The sequence below is a fragment of the Aeromonas sp. SER genome, assembly GCF_038739615.1.
In the GTDB taxonomy this organism is placed as follows: Bacteria; Pseudomonadota; Gammaproteobacteria; order Enterobacterales; family Aeromonadaceae; genus Aeromonas; species Aeromonas jandaei.
Genome location: NZ_JBCGFC010000030.1, coordinates 1 through 18413 on the forward strand (window position 1 = coordinate 1; position 18413 = coordinate 18413).

The 18413-nt window shown below is 55.3% G+C and carries 17 protein-coding genes, 1 tRNA gene and 1 pseudogene; all 19 read right to left on the reverse strand.

The window, feature by feature from the left end; translation table 11 throughout:
* On the reverse strand, positions 1–175 hold a 175-nt coding region (locus AAHA41_RS22360; protein ID WP_234839612.1), incomplete at its 3' end, for a GTP-binding protein.
* A 54-nt stretch (positions 176–229) separates the two neighbouring features.
* Complete coding sequence (fusA, locus tag AAHA41_RS22365; protein WP_042032003.1) at positions 230–2335, reverse strand: elongation factor G; 2106 nt, start codon at positions 2333–2335, stop codon at positions 230–232.
* Between the two features lie 75 nt (positions 2336–2410).
* Positions 2411–2881 carry a 30S ribosomal protein S7 gene (gene rpsG / locus AAHA41_RS22370; RefSeq protein ID WP_005339911.1) on the reverse strand — a complete coding sequence of 157 codons (471 nt, stop codon included), beginning with the start codon at positions 2879–2881 and terminating at the stop codon, positions 2411–2413.
* A gap of 93 nt (positions 2882–2974) precedes the next feature.
* Positions 2975–3349 carry a 30S ribosomal protein S12 gene (gene rpsL, locus AAHA41_RS22375; RefSeq protein ID WP_005306278.1) on the reverse strand — a complete coding sequence of 125 codons (375 nt, stop codon included), beginning with the start codon at positions 3347–3349 and terminating at the stop codon, positions 2975–2977.
* Positions 3350–3531: 182 nt separating this feature from the next.
* Positions 3532–3810 (reverse strand): sulfurtransferase complex subunit TusB, encoded by a 279-nt coding sequence (tusB, locus tag AAHA41_RS22380; protein WP_323071200.1) that lies wholly within the window; start codon positions 3808–3810, stop codon positions 3532–3534.
* Between the two features lie 7 nt (positions 3811–3817).
* Complete coding sequence (gene tusC, locus AAHA41_RS22385; protein WP_323071201.1) at positions 3818–4177, reverse strand: sulfurtransferase complex subunit TusC; 360 nt, start codon at positions 4175–4177, stop codon at positions 3818–3820.
* Positions 4178–4185: 8 nt separating this feature from the next.
* Positions 4186–4578, reverse strand: a complete 393-nt coding sequence (tusD, locus tag AAHA41_RS22390; protein ID WP_182926998.1) for a sulfurtransferase complex subunit TusD — start codon at positions 4576–4578, stop codon at positions 4186–4188.
* A gap of 85 nt (positions 4579–4663) precedes the next feature.
* Complete coding sequence (locus tag AAHA41_RS22395; RefSeq protein ID WP_033114966.1) at positions 4664–5044, reverse strand: RidA family protein; 381 nt, start codon at positions 5042–5044, stop codon at positions 4664–4666.
* 25 nt (positions 5045–5069) lie between these two features.
* Positions 5070–5786: a transcriptional regulator gene (locus AAHA41_RS22400; RefSeq protein ID WP_033114965.1), complete on the reverse strand. Its 717-nt coding sequence runs from the start codon at positions 5784–5786 to the stop codon at positions 5070–5072.
* 194 nt (positions 5787–5980) lie between these two features.
* Positions 5981–10285, reverse strand: coding sequence for a DNA-directed RNA polymerase subunit beta' (gene rpoC, locus AAHA41_RS22405; RefSeq protein WP_041210877.1), 4305 nt, complete (start codon positions 10283–10285; stop codon positions 5981–5983).
* A gap of 91 nt (positions 10286–10376) precedes the next feature.
* Complete coding sequence (gene rpoB, locus AAHA41_RS22410; protein WP_005341838.1) at positions 10377–14405, reverse strand: DNA-directed RNA polymerase subunit beta; 4029 nt, start codon at positions 14403–14405, stop codon at positions 10377–10379.
* 224 nt (positions 14406–14629) lie between these two features.
* Positions 14630–14995, reverse strand: coding sequence for a 50S ribosomal protein L7/L12 (gene rplL / locus AAHA41_RS22415; protein ID WP_011707702.1), 366 nt, complete (start codon positions 14993–14995; stop codon positions 14630–14632).
* A 51-nt stretch (positions 14996–15046) separates the two neighbouring features.
* On the reverse strand, positions 15047–15547 hold the full coding sequence (gene rplJ, locus AAHA41_RS22420) for a 50S ribosomal protein L10 (protein WP_005339895.1): 501 nt from the start codon (positions 15545–15547) through the stop codon (positions 15047–15049).
* A gap of 256 nt (positions 15548–15803) precedes the next feature.
* Positions 15804–16505, reverse strand: a complete 702-nt coding sequence (gene rplA, locus AAHA41_RS22425) for a 50S ribosomal protein L1 (RefSeq protein WP_005339888.1) — start codon at positions 16503–16505, stop codon at positions 15804–15806.
* A gap of 4 nt (positions 16506–16509) precedes the next feature.
* Complete coding sequence (gene rplK / locus AAHA41_RS22430; RefSeq protein WP_033114963.1) at positions 16510–16938, reverse strand: 50S ribosomal protein L11; 429 nt, start codon at positions 16936–16938, stop codon at positions 16510–16512.
* A gap of 134 nt (positions 16939–17072) precedes the next feature.
* A complete protein-coding gene (gene nusG / locus AAHA41_RS22435; RefSeq protein WP_005306318.1) occupies positions 17073–17624 on the reverse strand; it encodes a transcription termination/antitermination protein NusG in 552 nt (183 codons plus the stop codon).
* A 9-nt stretch (positions 17625–17633) separates the two neighbouring features.
* Entirely contained in the window at positions 17634–18005 is a 372-nt protein-coding gene (secE, locus tag AAHA41_RS22440; RefSeq protein WP_033114962.1) for a preprotein translocase subunit SecE, read from the reverse strand.
* Between the two features lie 60 nt (positions 18006–18065).
* Positions 18066–18142 (reverse strand) — tRNA-Trp (locus AAHA41_RS22445).
* A 53-nt stretch (positions 18143–18195) separates the two neighbouring features.
* Positions 18196–18413 (reverse strand): annotated as a pseudogene (tuf, locus tag AAHA41_RS22450) (elongation factor Tu); the annotation flags it as partial.

Genomic DNA, 18413 nt, shown 5'->3' on the forward strand with positions numbered 1-18413 from the left:
GCTCACGCTCTTCCGGTGCCTTGTCGATCTGGTCGAAGGCGAAAGCTTTACCACCGAAGTGCTTGGCCAGCACGTTGGTGATAGCTGCAGTCAGGGTGGTTTTACCGTGGTCAACGTGGCCGATGGTGCCGACGTTTACGTGCGGTTTATTACGCTCAAATTTTTCTTTAGACACGACGTAGTCCTTCTAGGTTAAACCCGCCTACCGTCGTAGGCGGGGAATCTTAAATTACTTGGATTTGCGCTCTTCGATCACGGCTTGTGCAACGTTGGTCGGTGCATCGTGATACTTGGCGAATTCCATGGCGTAGGAAGCACGACCTTGGGTAGCGGAACGCAGTGCAGTTGCATAACCGAACATTTCGGCCAGCGGCACCAGAGCACGTACGATCTTGCCGGACGGGCCATCTTCCATACCTTCGATCAGGCCACGACGACGGTTCAGGTCACCGATAACGTCGCCCATGTAATCTTCCGGAGTTTCAACTTCTACTTTCATGATCGGTTCGAGCAGAACCGGGTTGGCTTTCATGAAGCCAGCCTTAAAGGCCATGGAAGCAGCGATTTTGAACGCCAGTTCGGAAGAGTCGACATCGTGGTAGGAACCGAAGTGCAGACGCACACCCAGATCCATAACCGGGTAACCAGCCAGCGGGCCAGATTTGAGCTGCTCGCGGATACCTTTATCAACACCCGGGATGAATTCGCCAGGAATGACACCGCCCTTGATGTCGTTGACGAATTCGTAGGCTTTGCCTTCTTCCAGCGGGTACATGTCGATCACAACGTGACCGTACTGACCGCGACCACCAGACTGCTTGGCATGTTTGCCTTCGATGTCTTTAACGGCGGTACGGATGGTTTCACGGTAGGCAACCTGCGGCTTACCTACGTTCGCTTCTACCTTGAACTCGCGACGCATACGGTCAACGATGATGTCCAGGTGCAGCTCACCCATACCGGCGATGATGGTTTGACCTGACTCTTCGTCAGTCCATACGCGGAAGGACGGATCTTCCTGAGCCAGACGGCCCAGAGCCAGACCCATCTTCTCTTGGTCAGCCTTGGTTTTCGGCTCAACCGCGATAGAAATTACCGGCTCCGGGAATTCCATACGCTCGAGGATGATCGGTGCGTTCGGGTCACACAGGGTGTCACCAGTGGTCACGTCTTTCAGACCGATAGCAGCAGCGATGTCACCAGCGCGTACTTCTTTGATCTCTTCACGCTTGTTGGCATGCATCTGAACGATACGACCAAAACGCTCGCGCTTGTCCTTGACGGAGTTCAGCACGGTGTCACCGGAGTTGATTACGCCAGAGTAGACACGGAAGAAGGTCAGGTTACCAACGAACGGGTCGGTAGCGATCTTGAACGCCAGAGCTGAGAACGGCTCGTCATCGGAAGCGTGACGCTCGTCTTTGGTCTCGCCGTCCATTTTCAGGCCGTCGATAGCAGCAACGTCGGTCGGCGCCGGCAGATACTCGATCACGGCATCCAGCATTGCCTGTACGCCCTTGTTCTTGAATGCGGAGCCACAGGTTACCAGGATGATCTCGTTGTTCAGCACACGCTGACGCAGAGCACCTTTGATCTCTTCCTCGGTCAGCTCTTCGCCGCCCAGGTATTTTTCCATCAGGTCTTCAGACGCTTCAGCAGCGGCTTCAACCAGATTCATGCGCATTTCTTGCGCCTGTTCCAGCAGCTCGGCCGGGACGTCTTCGTAATCGAAGGATACGCCCTGATCAGCTTCATTCCAGTTGATGGCTTTCATCTTGACCAGGTCAACAACGCCCTTGAAGTTCTCTTCAGAGCCGATGTTCAGCTGAAGGGGAACCGGAACGCCTTTCAGACGGGTCTTGATGTGCTCAACGCAACGCAGGAAGTTGGCACCGGTACGGTCCATCTTGTTGACGAACGCGATACGGGGAACCTTGTACTTGTTAGCCTGACGCCATACGGTTTCAGACTGTGGCTGTACGCCACCTACGGCACAGTACACCATCACGGCACCGTCCAGAACACGCATTGAACGCTCTACTTCGATAGTAAAGTCAACGTGGCCGGGGGTATCGATGATGTTGATACGGTGCGGTTGGAACTGTTTACCCATACCGGACCAGAAAGCGGTGGTCGCGGCGGAGGTGATGGTGATACCACGCTCTTGTTCCTGTTCCATCCAGTCCATGGTGGCAGCGCCATCGTGAACTTCACCGATCTTGTGACTTACACCGGTGTAAAACAGTACGCGCTCGGTAGTAGTAGTCTTACCGGCGTCAATGTGAGCGGAGATACCGATATTACGATAACGCTCAATGGGGGTTGTACGAGCCATTGTCATCCTCTTACTAAGGCGCTTGTCCCTAGATAATTAAAGGTGCGCAGAGCCAAAAGACCCTGCGCAAGCGGATTACCAGCGGAAGTGAGCGAAGGCTTTGTTCGCTTCAGCCATACGGTGAACGTCTTCACGTTTCTTGACAGACGAACCCTTATTGTCAGCGGCATCCAGCAGCTCGCCAGCCAGACGCTGAGCCATTGATTTTTCACCACGTTTACGAGCGGCATCAACCAACCAGCGCATTGCCAGAGCATTGCGACGTACCGGACGAACTTCTACCGGCACCTGATAGGTTGCACCACCGACGCGACGAGATTTAACCTCGACCGCCGGACGAATGTTATCCAGAGCTTCTTCGAATACGGCCAGGTGCTCTTTGCCAGATTTGGTGGCAATGATGTCCAGGGCGCCATAAACAATGGCTTCTGCAACAGATTTCTTACCGTCAACCATTACTACGTTGACAAATTTAGCCAGCAGCTCTGATCCGAACTTGGGATCTGGCAGGATTTTACGCTGACCAACAACACGACGTCTTGGCATTTCAAATTCTCCGTAACTTCAGGGATTACCCAAAACTAGAAAGCTATCTAACTAGAAACGAATTAACGTTTGGCCTTACTTAACGGAGAACCATTAAGCTTTAGGACGCTTCACGCCATACTTGGAGCGAGCCTGCTTACGGTCTTTAACACCGGCACAGTCCAACGCACCACGAACGGTGTGATAACGAACACCTGGCAAGTCTTTTACACGACCGCCACGGATCAGAACAACAGAGTGCTCTTGCAGGTTGTGACCTTCACCACCGATGTAGGAGGTGACTTCGAAGCCGTTGGTCAGACGTACACGGCACACTTTACGCAGTGCAGAGTTAGGCTTCTTCGGGGTGGTGGTATATACACGAGTGCATACGCCACGCTTCTGAGGGCACGCTTCCAGCGCCGGCACGTTGCTTTTCACAACGAGCTTGATGCGTGGCTTGCGAACCAACTGGTTAATAGTTGCCATCAAAAGGCTCCTGATAATGACTTCATAAACGTGTGGAAAATCCTCCCCGCATATACGGGGACGCGAAATTTTATGCCCTGTTGTCTGGGGAGTCAAGATTTATACAGTTTGTGACATGGAAGGGCAAATCGGATCCGCATGGATTTTCCATAATTCGTTGAATTAACGTAAAAATATGGCAATCAGCCAGCCCAGGTTCTGGGGGAGCCTTTTTGTGCAATCAGCTCGACCAGACCGGCCATATCCAGCAAATCGCCCACTTGATGACGCAAACCACGCGCCTGCAGATCCTCGGTCATGACGTGTAGCGGGATCCCGGCCAGCTGTTCGCCCCACTGGGGCGCACAGGCCGCAATGACGGCATCCTGCATCAGCACCAGTTCATCGCCAGATTGCAGGTATGAGAGCGCCTGAGCCAGTGCCTGGCTCTGGAAAGGGGAATTCAAGATCAGATGCAACATGGGGACCTCAGAAGCTGATGTGTGTCGCGCACTGTGACCACCGGCTGGCCATCTCGGCCCGCGACAGGATTTCGACCGGGATCAGCAGATCCTCGACCGTCACACCGCGCTCGGCCAGCGAGTCGGCACAGACGTACACCTCCTCGATGTCATAGAGCTCGAGCATCTTGAAGGTTGGCGCATAGTGGCGCTGCAAAATGGCAGCAGGCTGCTGCTCCTTGAGCAGTTGCAGCACGCCATCCCCAATCAGGAAGAGGGCCAGCTCATCGGTCATGGCCGAGGTGGCCAGCAGGGCGTCCAGTCCTTCCCGACCAGCGGCATGGCCATGGGGACCACGACTGCAGATAAAGGCGATTTTCTTGCTCATGACTCCCCCTAAAACTGAACCAGCCGATCGGCGGTCAGGGCAGCTTCGGCCAGCTGGCCAAGCCCGCTCAGGCAAAATGGCGCTTGCAGATTAAAGTGGGCCTGCCCTGCCCCTTTGGCCTCCTGCTCATCGACCACCCCGCGTCGCATGGCGGCCGCAACACAGACATCGATACGGATCCCCTGCTCCTCTGCCAGCTCTCGCCACAGGCGCACCAGGTCGGTCTCATCGGAGGCGGGAAGATGCAGACCGTTGCCGTTGCAGACCCCCTCCTGATAGAAGAAGAGGTGAGAGAGGGTATGACCCTGAGCCAACAGGCTGCGGGCAAAGCGATAGGCGGTGCTGGCGGACTGGGTGCCATAGGCAGGCCCGGTCACCAGCAGGGCAAAACTCAGACTCATAACAAGGCTCCTGTGCTGATGCCTGTCCATTTTACGCCAAAAACAAAAAAGCCCCTGCCATGAGGGGCTTTTTAGCAGTTGCCGATCAGAGATGGGCGATGGCCTCGACCTCGACCAGCACATCTTTGGGCAGACGGGCAACTTCCACGCAGGAGCGAGCCGGTGCGGCATCACCAAAGTAACGGGCATAGACCTGATTGAAGGCTACGAAGTCGTTCATATCACTCAGGAAGCAGGTGGTTTTCACTACCTTGCCAGCATCGGCACCGGCAGCCTGCAATACGGCGATCAGGTTCTTCATTACCTGCTCGGCCTGAGCTTCGATGCCACCGGCAACGATCTCCATGGTGGCAGGATCAAGCGGGATCTGCCCGGAGGTGAAGATCATCTCGCCTACCTTGGTCGCCTGAACATAAGGACCAATGGCGGCAGGCGCCTTGTCGGTTGCAATCACTTCTTTAGCCATTCATCTATCCCCTTATGGAATTGAGTTACTCGTTTTCGTCTTCACCCTGCTTGCGCTGTCGGATGTAGAGATAAACGGTATGTTTCGAAATATTGAGTTTGTCCGCCACCATGTTGATGGAGTCCTTGATGTCAAAAATACCCTTCTCGAACAATTGGGTGACGATGAAGCGGTTTTTGGCATTGTTGGCCACAGTGGGATCGCGGTTGATCTCGTCGATGGTGTTGTCCACGGTCTGGGCAACAAGCTCTTCGACACTGTTGGCAAAGGTCTCTGGTGACTGGCGCGCCGCCTGCTGGGGCGTCGGGAAAAATTCGGCCACGAACTCGTGGAAAGGTGCATTGATATGCAGGTTGATGCAGATAAGACCGATCACCTGGCGTTCACTGTTCCTGATGGCGATGGTGCTCGACTTCATCAGGGCGCCGGTGCGGCTGCGAGCAAAATAGCTCTGGGTGTAATCCTGGCCGGTGCTCTCGATGTCCTTGAGCATCCGCAGTGCCAGATCGGTGATGGGCGCCCCGAGGGTGCGTCCGGTGTTAAAGCCGTTGGCGATCTTGATCACCGACTCGTGCAGATTTTCCAGGGAGTGGAGCACCACTTCACAATGCTTGCCGAACAATTCGGCCAAGCCGTCGATGAGCCCATCGTATGAGCGCAACAATTCCCTGTCTTCATCTGTAAAAGTGCGGCTGATCAGCTGTTCTTCGGGAAGCATGGCTTCCTCGATACCGACAGTCATGTTCTACCCCTGTAATAACCATTCAACTTTGCCGAGTGTCAAATCGCAGGAGAGCAAAGTCAACTTTTTTTGATTTTTTACTCTACAACTTTGCTCTGGATCATCCTGAAACCCGCGTGGCGTCAGCCTTTGCCGATCAAATGGCCAACAAAAAGGGCTCCTTGAAGGAGCCCTTTTTAATCACGGTTGACGAGTTACTCTTCGTCGAAGCTACCGGCAGCGTTCAGCAGATCCGCCAGGTTCTGCTCAGCTTCATCTGCGGTCACCTGCGGGGTGCCAACAGCACGAGCTGCAGCAGCACGCTGGTTGATCCGGCTGTGGTGGTAGGCAAAGCCGGTACCAGCCGGGATCAGACGACCCACGATGACGTTCTCTTTCAGGCCACGCAGTTCGTCACGCTTGCCACCAACGGCGGCTTCGGTCAGAACGCGAGTAGTTTCCTGGAAGGAAGCCGCGGAGATGAAGGACTCGGTGCTCAGAGATGCCTTGGTAATACCCATCAGAACATGACGGTAGGTCGCAGGGGTCTTGCCCTCGGCAACCAGCTTACGGTTGGCAATCTTCACGCGAGCCACTTCAACCTGTTCGCCTTCGATCAGATCGGTGTCGCCAGCAGTCAGGATCTCGCACTTACGCAGCATCTGACGAACGATGACTTCGATGTGCTTATCGTTGATCTTAACGCCTTGCAGACGGTAAACGTCCTGCACTTCGTTGGCGATGTAGTTGGCGACCGGGCTGATACCGCGCAGACGCAGGATATCGTGAGCAGACTCAGGACCGTCCGCCAGCACTTCACCCTTCTCAACTTTTTCACCTTCGAACACGTTCAGGTTACGCCACTTCGGAATCATCTCCTCGTAGACGTTGCCACCATCGGTCGGGGTGATGACCAGACGGCGCTTGCCTTTGGTCTCTTTCCCGAAGGAGATGGTACCGGAGATCTCGGCCAGAATAGCCGGTTCTTTCGGTTGACGTGCTTCGAACAGATCCGCAACGCGCGGCAGACCACCGGTGATGTCCTTGGTACCGCCGGACTCTTGCGGGATACGCGCTACCGCGTCACCCACGCCCACGTTGGCACCATCTTCCAGGTTCACGATCGCCTTGCCCGGCAGGAAGTACTGGGCGGCTACATCGGTACCCGGGATCATCACGTCGTTACCGTTCAGGTCGACCAGTTTAACGGTCGGACGCATCTCTTTACCGGCGCTCGGACGCTCGTTGACGTCCAGCACGACGATAGAGGAGAGACCGGTCAGCTCGTCGGTCTGACGAGTGATGGTCACGCCATCGATCATGTGTTCGAAGTGCAGACGACCTGCCACTTCGGTGATGATCGGGTGAGTGTGCGGATCCCAGTTAGCAACGGTTTCGCCAGCGTTCACTGCCTGGCCGTCCTTCACTTCCAGCACGGAACCGTAAGGCAGCTTGTGGCTTTCCTTGGTACGGCCCATGTCGTCCATGATGGTCAGTTCGGTAGAACGGGAGGTGATAACCAGTTTGTCATCGCTGTTGTGAACGAACTTGGCGTTCTGCAGCTTGATGCTACCGGTGTTCTTCACCTGGATGCTGCTCTCTGCTGCGGCACGAGATGCGGCACCACCGATGTGGAACGTACGCATTGTCAGCTGGGTACCCGGTTCACCGATGGACTGGGCGGCGATAACACCGACAGCCTCACCCTTGTTCACCAGGTGACCACGGGCCAGGTCACGGCCGTAGCAGTGAGCACAGTTACCGAAGTCAGTTTCACAGGTGATGGCAGAACGTACCTTCACACGGTCAACGGAGTTGCGTTCCAGCAGGTCACACAGCTGCTCGTCGAGCAGGGTGTTGCGAGCAACCAGGATCTCGTCCTCGGTACCCGGCTTGATGACATCTTCTGCCACCACACGACCCAGCACGCGCTCACGCAGCGGCTCGACCACGTCGCCACCTTCGATCAGCGGAGTCATCCACAGACCTTCGGTAGTGCCGCAATCGTCCTCGGTGATCACCATGTCCTGCGCCACGTCTACCAGACGACGAGTCAGGTAACCGGAGTTCGCAGTCTTCAGTGCGGTATCCGCCAGACCCTTACGAGCACCGTGGGTAGAGATAAAGTACTGCAGTACGTTCAGACCTTCGCGGAAGTTCGCGATGATCGGGGTCTCGATGATGGAGCCATCCGGCTTGGCCATCAGGCCACGCATACCGGCCAGCTGACGGATCTGGGCTGCGGAACCCCGCGCACCAGAGTCGGCCATCATAAAGATGCTGTTGAACGATGCCTGCTCTTCTTCATCACCCAGCGAGTTGACGTTACGCTCTTTGGACAAGTTCTCCATCATGGCCTTGGAGACGCGCTCGTTGGCGCTGGCCCAGATATCGATAACCTTGTTGTAACGTTCGCCCGCAGTTACCAGACCGGACAGGAACTGGTCCTGGATCTCGGCAACTTCGGCTTCGGCAGAAGCGATGATGTCTTTCTTGGCATCCGGGATGACCATGTCATCGATACCAACGGAAGCACCGGACAGCGCCGCGTAGTGGAAACCGGTATACATCAGCTGGTCAGCGAAGATAACGGTGTCCTTCAGCCCCTGCTTGCGATAGCAGGTGTTCAGCAGACGGGAGATGAGCTTTTTGCCCAGCGCCTTGTTGGATACGGACTTGATCCAGTTCTGCGGATTGGCGTCCAGATCGGCCTGCTCGGCAGCAGTCAGCACCTTCGGCTCGTCGATCAGGGCGTATTCCATGCCTTTCGGCAGGATCAGGCTCAGGATCGCACGACCAACGGTGGTGTTCTTCATCTCGGTCTTGGCAACCAGTTCACCGGCTTCGTTCTTCACGTACTCGGTGATGCGGCACTTGACGCGAGCATGCAGGTCGGCCAGACCGGCACGGTACACTTTCTCGGCCTCTTTCGGGCCGGACAGCACCATACCTTCACCCTTCGCATTGATGCGGGCGCGGGTCATGTAGTACAGACCCAAGACCACGTCCTGAGAAGGAACGATGATCGGCTCACCGGATGCAGGCGACAGGATGTTGTTGGTAGACATCATCAGCGCACGCGCTTCCAGCTGGGCTTCCAGGGTCAGCGGTACGTGAACAGCCATCTGGTCACCGTCGAAGTCCGCGTTATACGCAGCACAAACGAGCGGGTGCAGCTGGATTGCCTTGCCTTCGACCAGAGTCGGTTCGAATGCCTGGATACCCAGACGGTGCAGAGTCGGTGCACGGTTCAGCAGAACCGGGTGTTCGCGGATAACTTCGTCCAGGATATCCCAAACGACAGCTTCTTCGCGCTCCACCATCTTCTTGGCGGCCTTGATAGTGGTCGCCAGACCGCGGGTTTCCAGCTTGCCATAGATGAACGGCTTGAACAGTTCCAGCGCCATCTTCTTCGGCAGACCGCACTGATGCAGACGCAGAGTCGGGCCTACGGTGATAACGGAACGACCAGAGTAGTCGACACGCTTACCGAGCAGGTTCTGACGGAAACGACCCTGCTTACCCTTGATCATGTCGGCCAGGGATTTCAGCGGGCGCTTGTTGGAACCGGTGATGGCACGACCGCGACGGCCGTTATCCAGCAGCGCATCGACGGACTCTTGCAACATACGCTTTTCGTTGCGCACGATGATGTCCGGAGCAGCCAGATCCAGCAGACGCTTCAAGCGGTTGTTACGGTTGATCACGCGACGGTACAGATCGTTCAGATCGGAAGTCGCGAAACGGCCGCCGTCCAGCGGTACCAGCGGACGCAGGTCCGGCGGCAGCACAGGCAGCACTGTCATGATCATCCACTCCGGCTTGTTGCCGGACTGCAGGAAAGCTTCCATCAGCTTCAGGCGCTTGGTGGTCTTCTTGCGCTTGGTCTCGGAGTTGGTCTGATCCAGCTCCTCACGCATCGCTTTGACTTCACCTTCCAGATCGATGGCGCGCAGCAATGCCAGGATTGCTTCGGCACCCATCTTGGCGTCAAATTCGTCGCCCCACTCTTCCAGCGCATCCAGGTACTGCTCTTCAGAGAGCATCTGGCTGCGTTCGAGGTTGGTCATGCCCGGCTCGATAACTACGAAAGATTCGAAGTAGAGCACGCGTTCGATGTCGCGCAGGGTCATGTCCAGCAGCAGACCGATACGGGACGGCAGGGACTTCAGGAACCAGATGTGGGCAGTCGGGCTGGCCAGCTCGATGTGGCCCATACGCTCACGACGGACCTTGGTCTGGGTCACTTCAACGCCGCACTTCTCACAGATCACACCACGGTGTTTCAGGCGCTTGTACTTGCCGCACAGACACTCGTAGTCCTTCACCGGTCCGAAGATACGGGCGCAGAACAGACCATCACGCTCCGGCTTGAAAGTCCGGTAGTTGATGGTCTCAGGCTTTTTGACCTCACCGAATGACCAGGAGCGGATCATGTCAGGAGAGGCCAGACCGATCTTGATACTGTCAAACTCTTCGGTCTTGGTCTGAGCCTTCAAAAACTTGAGTAAGTCTTTCACGTGTTTCCCCTGTCAGGAGTCTAACCTCGGCGCCCCTACTGCCGAAACAGCGGGGCGCCCACGTCAATTCTCGAACAATAAGAGCGAGCTCTTACTCTTCGTCCAGCTCGATGTTGATACCCAGAGAGCGGATTTCCTTCAGCAATACGTTGAAGGATTCGGGCATGCCCGGCTCCATACGGTGGTCGCCATCCACGATGTTCTTGTACATCTTGGTACGGCCATTCACATCGTCAGACTTGACGGTCAGCATCTCCTGCAGGGTATATGCCGCACCGTAAGCCTCCAGGGCCCACACTTCCATCTCACCGAAACGCTGACCACCGAACTGAGCCTTACCACCCAGCGGCTGCTGGGTAACCAAGCTGTAAGAACCGGTAGAACGCGCGTGCATCTTGTCGTCGACCAGGTGGTTCAGCTTGAGCATGTACATGTAACCAACGGTTACTTTACGCTCGAAGCGGTTACCGGTACGGCCGTCGAACAGATCAATCTGACCGGACTCCGGCAGATCGGCCAGCTTCAGCAGGGCTTTGATTTCGCGCTCTTTGGCACCATCAAAGACCGGAGTAGCAACCGGCAGACCCTTACGCAGGTTACCCACCAGGGTACGTACGTCGTCGTCAGACAGTTCGGCGATGTTCACTTGCTGGGTGTCCTTCTCGCCCAGGTCGTAGACCTGCTGCAGGAAGTTGCGCATCTCGTGCAGCTCGCGCTGCTCTTTGACCATGCGATCGATCTTCTCGCCGATACCCTTGGCCGCGAGGCCCAGGTGCACTTCGAGGATCTGACCGATGTTCATACGAGACGGTACGCCCAACGGGTTCAGTACGATGTCGACCGGACGGCCAAACTCGTCATGAGGCATATCCTCGACCGGACAGATCTTGGAGATAACACCCTTGTTACCGTGACGGCCCGCCATCTTGTCACCCGGCTGGATGCGACGCTTGACTGCCAGATAAACCTTGACGATTTTCAGTACGCCCGGCGCCAGATCATCACCCTGGATAATCTTGCGACGCTTGTTCTCGAACTTCTTGTCGAACTCGGCTTTCAGCTCAACGTGCTGCTCAGCGATCTGCTCCAGTTCGGTCTGCTTGGCTTCATCTTCGATGGCCAGTTCAAACCACTTGGAACGCTCCAGCTTGTTCAGACGATCTTCGCTGTAACCGGCGGCCAGCAGCAGGTTGCGGGAGCGGCCGAAAATGCCGTCTTCCAGGATCTTGAACTCTTCGGTCAAGTCCTTCTTCGCTTCCTTCAGCTGCATCTCTTCGATTTCTTTGGCGCGCTTGTCTTTTTCCACGCCATCGCGGGTAAAGACTTGCACGTCAACCACGGTACCGTACACACCGTTCGGTACACGCAGGGAGGAGTCCTTCACGTCGGACGCCTTCTCACCGAAGATGGCGCGCAGCAGCTTCTCTTCCGGAGTCAGCTGGGTTTCACCTTTCGGCGTTACCTTACCGACCAGAATGTCGCCGCCCTTCACTTCGGCACCCACGTAGACGATACCGGACTCATCCAGCTTGGACAGAGCGGCTTCACCCACGTTCGGGATGTCAGCAGTGATCTCTTCCGGACCCAGCTTGGTGTCACGGGAGATACAGGCCAGTTCCTGGATATGGATGGTGGTCAGGCGATCTTCCTGAACAACACGCTCGTTCACCAGGATCGAGTCTTCGAAGTTGTAACCGTTCCACGGCATGAACGCGACGCGCATGTTCTGACCCAGAGCCAGTTCACCCAGATCGGTGGACGGGCCGTCAGCCAGTACGTCGCCAGCCATGACCGGCTCACCCAACATCACGCAAGGACGCTGGTTGATACAGGTGTTCTGGTTGGAACGGGTGTATTTGGTCAGGTTGTAGATGTCGATACCGGCTTCGCCTGGCATCAGCTCATCTTCATTTACCTTGATAACGATACGGGAGGCATCGACGTAGTCGATCATGCCGCCACGCTTGGCAACTACGGTTACACCGGAGTCAACGGCCACAGCGCGTTCCATACCGGTACCTACCAGCGGCTTGTCAGCGCGCAGGGTCGGTACAGCCTGACGTTGCATGTTTGAACCCATCAATGCGCGGTTCGCGTCATCGTGTTCCAGGAACGGGATCAGGGCCGCTGCCACAGATACGATCTGCTGCGGGCTCACGTCCATATACTGGATCTGGTCGGCGTTCATAAAGGTGGATTCACCTTTGTGACGGCACGGGATCAATTCATCTTTCAGACGGCCATCTTCGGTTGTCGCGGCGTTAGCCTGTGCGATCACGTACTTGCCTTCTTCAATAGCAGACAGGTAGTCCACTTCGTCGGTGATCACACCGTCAATGACCTTGCGGTACGGAGTCTCGAGGAAACCGTACTCGTTGGTACGAGAGTACACGGACAGGGAGTTGATCAGACCGATGTTCGGACCTTCAGGAGTCTCGATCGGGCACAGACGACCATAGTGGGTCGGGTGTACGTCTCGGACTTCAAAGCCGGCACGCTCACGAGTCAAACCACCCGGGCCCAGCGCAGAAATACGGCGCTTGTGGGTCACTTCGGACAGCGGGTTGTTCTGGTCCATAAACTGGGACAGCTGGCTGGAACCAAAGAACTCTTTGACTGCGGCGGAGATCGGCTTGGCGTTGATCAGATCCTGCGGCATCAGGGTGTCCAGGTCGCCCAGGGAGAGACGCTCCTTGACCGCACGCTCGACACGCACCAGACCGACGCGGAACTGGTTTTCAGCCATTTCACCGACAGAACGGATACGACGGTTACCCAGGTGGTCGATATCGTCCACTTCGTCGTTACCGTTACGGATGTCGATCAGGCGCTTCATTACATCGACGATATCGTCTTTGGTCAGTACGCCAGCGCCAGTCTCGTCTTCACGACCCAGACGGCGGTTGAACTTCATCCGACCTACGGTAGACAGGTCGTAACGTTCGGCAGAGAAGAACAGGTTTTCGAACAGCTGCTCTGCTGCTTCACGTGTCGGCGGCTCGCCCGGACGCATCATGCGGTAGATTTCTACCAGCGCTTCCAGACGGTTGGTGCTGGAATCGACGCGCAGGGTCTCGGACATGTAGGCACCGTGGTCCAGTTCGTTGGTGAACAGAACCTCGAAATGCTTGAAGCCGGCCTGGGACAGGTTGGCAATCGCTTCCAGACTCAGAGCCTGGTTGGCTGCCACTACCAGTTCGCCAGTTTGCGGATGTGCGTAGTCCTTGGCAGCAACTTTGCCAACAACGTACTCAACCGGTACCTCAATCTGGGTAACGGCATCTTTTTCCAGCTGACGGATGTGGCGGGCAGTCACACGACGACCGGTTTCAACAACCACGGCACCATTGGCCACGATGTCGAAAGTCGCAGTTTCGCCACGCAGGCGCTCCGGCACCAGATCCATCATCAACTTGCCATCTTTGACCTCGAAACCGATGGTTTCGAAGAAGGTGGCCAGGATCTCTTCGGAAGTGAAGTCCAGGGCGCGCAGAATGATGGATGCCGGCAGTTTGCGACGACGGTCGATACGGACAAACAGGTTGTCTTTCGCATCGAACTCGAAGTCCAGCCAGGAGCCACGGTAGGGGATAACGCGAGCGTTATACAGCACCTTACCGGATGAATGTGTTTTGCCTTTATCGTGGTCGAAGAAGACGCCCGGGCTGCGGTGCAGCTGGGAAACGATAACCCGCTCGGTACCATTGATAACAAAGGTGCCGTTCTCGGTCATGAGCGGAATTTCGCCCATGTATACTTCTTGTTCCTTGATGTCTTTGACGGTGCCGGCAGCTGCTTCACGGTCGTACAGAACCATACGAAGCTTGACACGCAGCGGCGCGGAGTAGGTCACTCCACGGATCTGGCATTCTTTTACGTCAAATACCGGCTCACCCAGGCGATAGCTGACATACTGAAGCTCAGCACTACCGGAGTAACTGGTGATCGGGAAAACGCTACGGAAAGCGGCCTCTAGGCCATATTCACCTTCCGGGTCAGCCTCGATGAACTGCTTGAAGGAGTCCAGCTGAATGGACAACAGATAAGGCGTGTCCAGTACCTGGTCTCGCTTACCGAAGTCCTTACGAATGCGTTTTTTTTCGGTATAAGAGTAAACCATAGGGTTCCTCAGCTCGCTGATAAGTGACCCACTCTGTCCCGCGGGACAGCTCTGTCTCAACACCGTTTTGTGTTGGCCCGGACGAAAGAAGACAGTCCGGATTGCTGGTGCACCGAGAGTCGTAAACGGTGTGAAATGCTCTCAGTCTACAGCGCAAAAAGGCTGGTGAACAAAAATTCACCAGCCCTAGCCTGTTTTATCAGGCTAATCTACATAAATGCAGATTATTTGATCTCAACAGAAGCACCGGCAGCTTCCAGCTCTTTCTTCAGAGCTTCAGCTTCGTCTTTGGAGACGGCTTCTTTCAGGTTAGCCGGAGCAGCTTCTACCAGATCTTTGGCTTCTTTCAGGCCCAGACCGGTAGCGCCACGAACGGCTTTGATAACGGCAACTTTGTTAGCACCGGCAGCAGTCAGAACTACGTCGAACTCGGTCTTCTCTTCTACTGCTTCAGCAGCAGCCGGGCCAGCCATTACGGCAGCAGCGGCAGAAACACCGAACTTCTCTTCCATAGCTTCGATCAGCTCAACAACTTCCATTACGGACATGGAAGCAACGGCTTCGATGATTTGGTCTTTAGTGATAGACATGACAAAAATTCCTGATGTTGAATAAACTCAAACAGCCTAGATAGGCGAGAATCAAGCAGCAGCTTGTTTCTGGTCGCGAACAGCAGCGATAGTACGAACCAGCTTGCCAGCAGAGGCTTCCTTCATGGTAGCCATCAACTTCGCAATTGCTTCTTCGTAAGTCGGCAGCGTGGCCAGACGATCAATTTGTGCTGCGGCGATAAACTCACCGTTAAAAGCGCCAGCCTTGATTTCGAACTTTTGGTTCGCTTTGGCAAACTCTTTGAACAGACGAGCAGCAGCGCCCGGGTGTTCGTTAGAGAAAGCAATCAAGGTAGGACCGGTAAATGCGTCGTTCAGGCACTCGTATTCGGTACCTTCTACCGCGCGACGCAGCAGGGTGTTACGCACAACGCGCATGTACACACCGGCTTCACGAGCGGTTTTACGCAGGACGGTCATCTTGTCTACAGTTACACCGCGAGAATCGGCAACAACTGCAGAAAGAGCGCCTTTGGCAGCTTCGTTGACTTCAGCAACAATTGCCTTTTTGTCTTCGAGTCCCAATGCCATTGGCTTAACTCCTGGATTGAATCCGGGTCAAATGACCCAGTACTGACACATCCCCCCTACCTTTACAACAGAGGGGAACGATGCGGTAGCAGGATTCCAGAAGAGAAAGAATCTTTCTCGCTGGGTTTCCGGCACCGTCTACGCAGGAAACATTAAGGCTTTGCAGCCTCCTGCGGTCTTGGACGGAGGTCGAAACCCCCAACCAATCAAGGCGCAAAATTATAGATTAAATTTTGCGCCTTGTAAAACCCATCAATTAGGCCTGAGCTTCCAGAGAAGCTTGGTCTACGGCAACACCGGCACCCATGGTGGTGGAGATGCTGACTTTCTTGATGAATTGACCTTTGGCGGAAGAGGGCTTGCCTTTTTTCAGGGCAACCAGCAGAGCTTCCAAGTTTTCTTTCAGCTGAACTTCGTTGAAAGAAACCTTACCCAGAGTGGTATGGATGATACCATTCTTGTCGTTACGGTAACGAACCTGACCAGCCTTGGCGTTCTTGACGGCTTCGGCAACGTTCGGGGTTACAGTACCAACTTTCGGGTTCGGCATCAGACCGCGCGGGCCCAGGATTTGACCCAGTTGACCAACAACGCGCATGGCATCCGGGGATGCGATAACTACGTCGAAGTTCATCTCGCCTTTCTTGACCAGATCGGCCAGGTCATCCATACCTACCAGGTCAGCACCGGCAGCTTTAGCAGCTTCGGCGTTGGCACCTTGGGTAAATACGGCAACGCGAACGTCACGACCGGTACCGTGCGGCAGTACAGTTGCACCACGTACGTTCTGGTCAGATTTACGAGCGTCGATACCCAGGTTGACAGCAACGTCAACGCTTTCAACGAACTTGGCGGTAGCCAGTTCTTTCAGCAGGGCAATGGCTTCGTTGATGGAGTACTCTTTGGTACCGTCAACTTTTTCGCGAATAACGCGCATACGTTTGGACAGTTTAGCCATTGTCTTACTCCTCCACTACCAGACCCATGGAACGAGCGGAGCCGGCGATGCAACGTACTTTTGCATCCAGATCGGCACCGGTCATATCCGGCTCTTTGGTCTTGGCGATTTCTTGCAGCTGGGCAACGGTCACCTTACCAACCTTGTCTTTGTTCGGCTTGGAAGAACCAGACTTGATGCCAGCAGCTTTCTTCAGCAGGAAGGAAGCAGGCGGAGTCTTGGTTTCGAAGGTGAAGGAACGGTCGCTGTAAACGGTGATCACGACCGGAGTCGGTGAACCTTTTTCCAGCTTCTCTGTACGAGCGTTGAACGCCTTACAGAATTCCATGATGTTCACACCGTGTTGACCCAGTGCAGGACCAACGGGAGGAGACGGGTTGGCTGCACCAGCAGCAACCTGCAGCTTGATATAAGCTGTGACTTTCTTAGCCATTAGGAAATTACCTCAAAAATGGGTTCTAGCGCCTCGGAGACATGCTCCTGCAAACGGCTCCCCAACTAATAAAGGGGCAGCGAATTATAGAGATATTCGCTGCCCCTGACAACTGTTGAGTGAACAGAAATCAATCAGCCCTTTTCGACCTGACCAAAATCCAGCTCAACCGGAGTAGAACGACCGAAGATCAGTACAGAGACCTTCACGCGGCTCTTCTCGTAATCCACCTCTTCAACGGTACCGTTGAAGTCGGCAAACGGACCATCGGCAACCCGCACCATTTCACCCGGTTCAAACAGGGTTTTCGGACGCGGCTTGTCGTGGGCATCCTGCAGACGGTTCAGGATGGCATCGGCCTCTTTGTCGGAGATCGGTGCCGGGCGGTCGGAGGTACCGCCGATGAAGCCCATTACACGCGGTACGTTGCGTACCAGGTGCCATGTGGTTTCATCCATGATCATCTGGACTAGGACATAACCCGGGAAAAACTTGCGCTCACTCTTGCGCTTCTGGCCTGCACGCATCTCGACCACTTCTTCGGTCGGGACCAGTACTTCACCGAACATGTCTTCCATGCCATGCATCTTGATATGTTCACGCAGGGATTTAGCAACACGGCCTTCGTAGCCGGAAAACGCCTGCACGACATACCATCTCATACGCTGTTCACGTTGTTCAGTCATGGCTTATCCTTACACACCGGTAATCAGGTTGACCAACCAGACCAAGGCGCCGTCCAGAACGAACAGCAGCAGCCCCATCACGGCGGTCACCGCCAGCACAATCAGGGTTGTCTGAATGGCTTCCTGACGGGTTGGCCATACGACCTTGCGGACTTCCAGGCGAGACTCACGGGCGAATGCCAGCGTAGCCTTTCCCTTGGTGGTTTGCAGGGCTACTGCACCAGCAGCAGCGACGACAACGACCACACCCAGGGCGCGGACGGCAGCGACAACATCGTTGAGCAGGTAATTACCCACTACAGCAGCCGCCAGGATAATGAAAACCAGGCCCCAAAGCAGGGTATCCTTGCTTCCGCCCTGGCTCTCAGAACTAACACTCATACAACCCACCTGTATCTGACGTAACCAAAGACACAAAAGCCCCGTACGAGACGAGGTATATGGCAGGGGCGGCAGGACTCGAACCCGCAACCATCGGTTTTGGAGACCGCTGTTCTACCAATTCGAACTACGCCCCTGCATAAGAAAGCCCCTATTATAGGGGCTTTGCTTTATTTATGTAAGCCAAAGATTAAGCGATAACTTTAGCTACAACACCAGCACCTACGGTACGGCCACCTTCACGGATAGCGAAACGCAGGCCGTCGTCCATCGCGATCGGCGCAATCAGGGTAACAACCATCTTGATGTTGTCGCCCGGCATTACCATCTCTACGCCTTCCGGCAGTTCGATGGTACCGGTCACGTCGGTAGTACGGAAGTAGAACTGCGGACGGTAGCCTTTGAAGA

Bases quoted from the DNA above. Each gene is read 5' to 3' on its own strand.
- fusA (WP_042032003.1), bottom strand. From the start codon at position 2,335: ATGGCTCGTACAACCCCCATTGAGCGTTATCGTAATATCGGTATCTCC.
- rpsG (WP_005339911.1), bottom strand. From the start codon at position 2,881: ATGCCAAGACGTCGTGTTGTTGGTCAGCGTAAAATCCTGCCAGATCCC.
- rpsL (WP_005306278.1), bottom strand. From the start codon at position 3,349: ATGGCAACTATTAACCAGTTGGTTCGCAAGCCACGCATCAAGCTCGTT.
- tusB (WP_323071200.1), bottom strand. From the start codon at position 3,810: ATGTTGCATCTGATCTTGAATTCCCCTTTCCAGAGCCAGGCACTGGCT.
- tusC (WP_323071201.1), bottom strand. From the start codon at position 4,177: ATGAGCAAGAAAATCGCCTTTATCTGCAGTCGTGGTCCCCATGGCCAT.
- tusD (WP_182926998.1), bottom strand. From the start codon at position 4,578: ATGAGTCTGAGTTTTGCCCTGCTGGTGACCGGGCCTGCCTATGGCACC.
- AAHA41_RS22395 (WP_033114966.1), bottom strand. From the start codon at position 5,044: ATGGCTAAAGAAGTGATTGCAACCGACAAGGCGCCTGCCGCCATTGGT.
- AAHA41_RS22400 (WP_033114965.1), bottom strand. From the start codon at position 5,786: ATGACTGTCGGTATCGAGGAAGCCATGCTTCCCGAAGAACAGCTGATC.
- rpoB (WP_005341838.1), bottom strand. From the start codon at position 14,405: ATGGTTTACTCTTATACCGAAAAAAAACGCATTCGTAAGGACTTCGGT.
- rplL (WP_011707702.1), bottom strand. From the start codon at position 14,995: ATGTCTATCACTAAAGACCAAATCATCGAAGCCGTTGCTTCCATGTCC.
- rplJ (WP_005339895.1), bottom strand. From the start codon at position 15,547: ATGGCATTGGGACTCGAAGACAAAAAGGCAATTGTTGCTGAAGTCAAC.
- rplA (WP_005339888.1), bottom strand. From the start codon at position 16,505: ATGGCTAAACTGTCCAAACGTATGCGCGTTATTCGCGAAAAAGTTGAC.
- rplK (WP_033114963.1), bottom strand. From the start codon at position 16,938: ATGGCTAAGAAAGTCACAGCTTATATCAAGCTGCAGGTTGCTGCTGGT.
- nusG (WP_005306318.1), bottom strand. From the start codon at position 17,624: ATGACTGAACAACGTGAACAGCGTATGAGATGGTATGTCGTGCAGGCG.
- secE (WP_033114962.1), bottom strand. From the start codon at position 18,005: ATGAGTGTTAGTTCTGAGAGCCAGGGCGGAAGCAAGGATACCCTGCTT.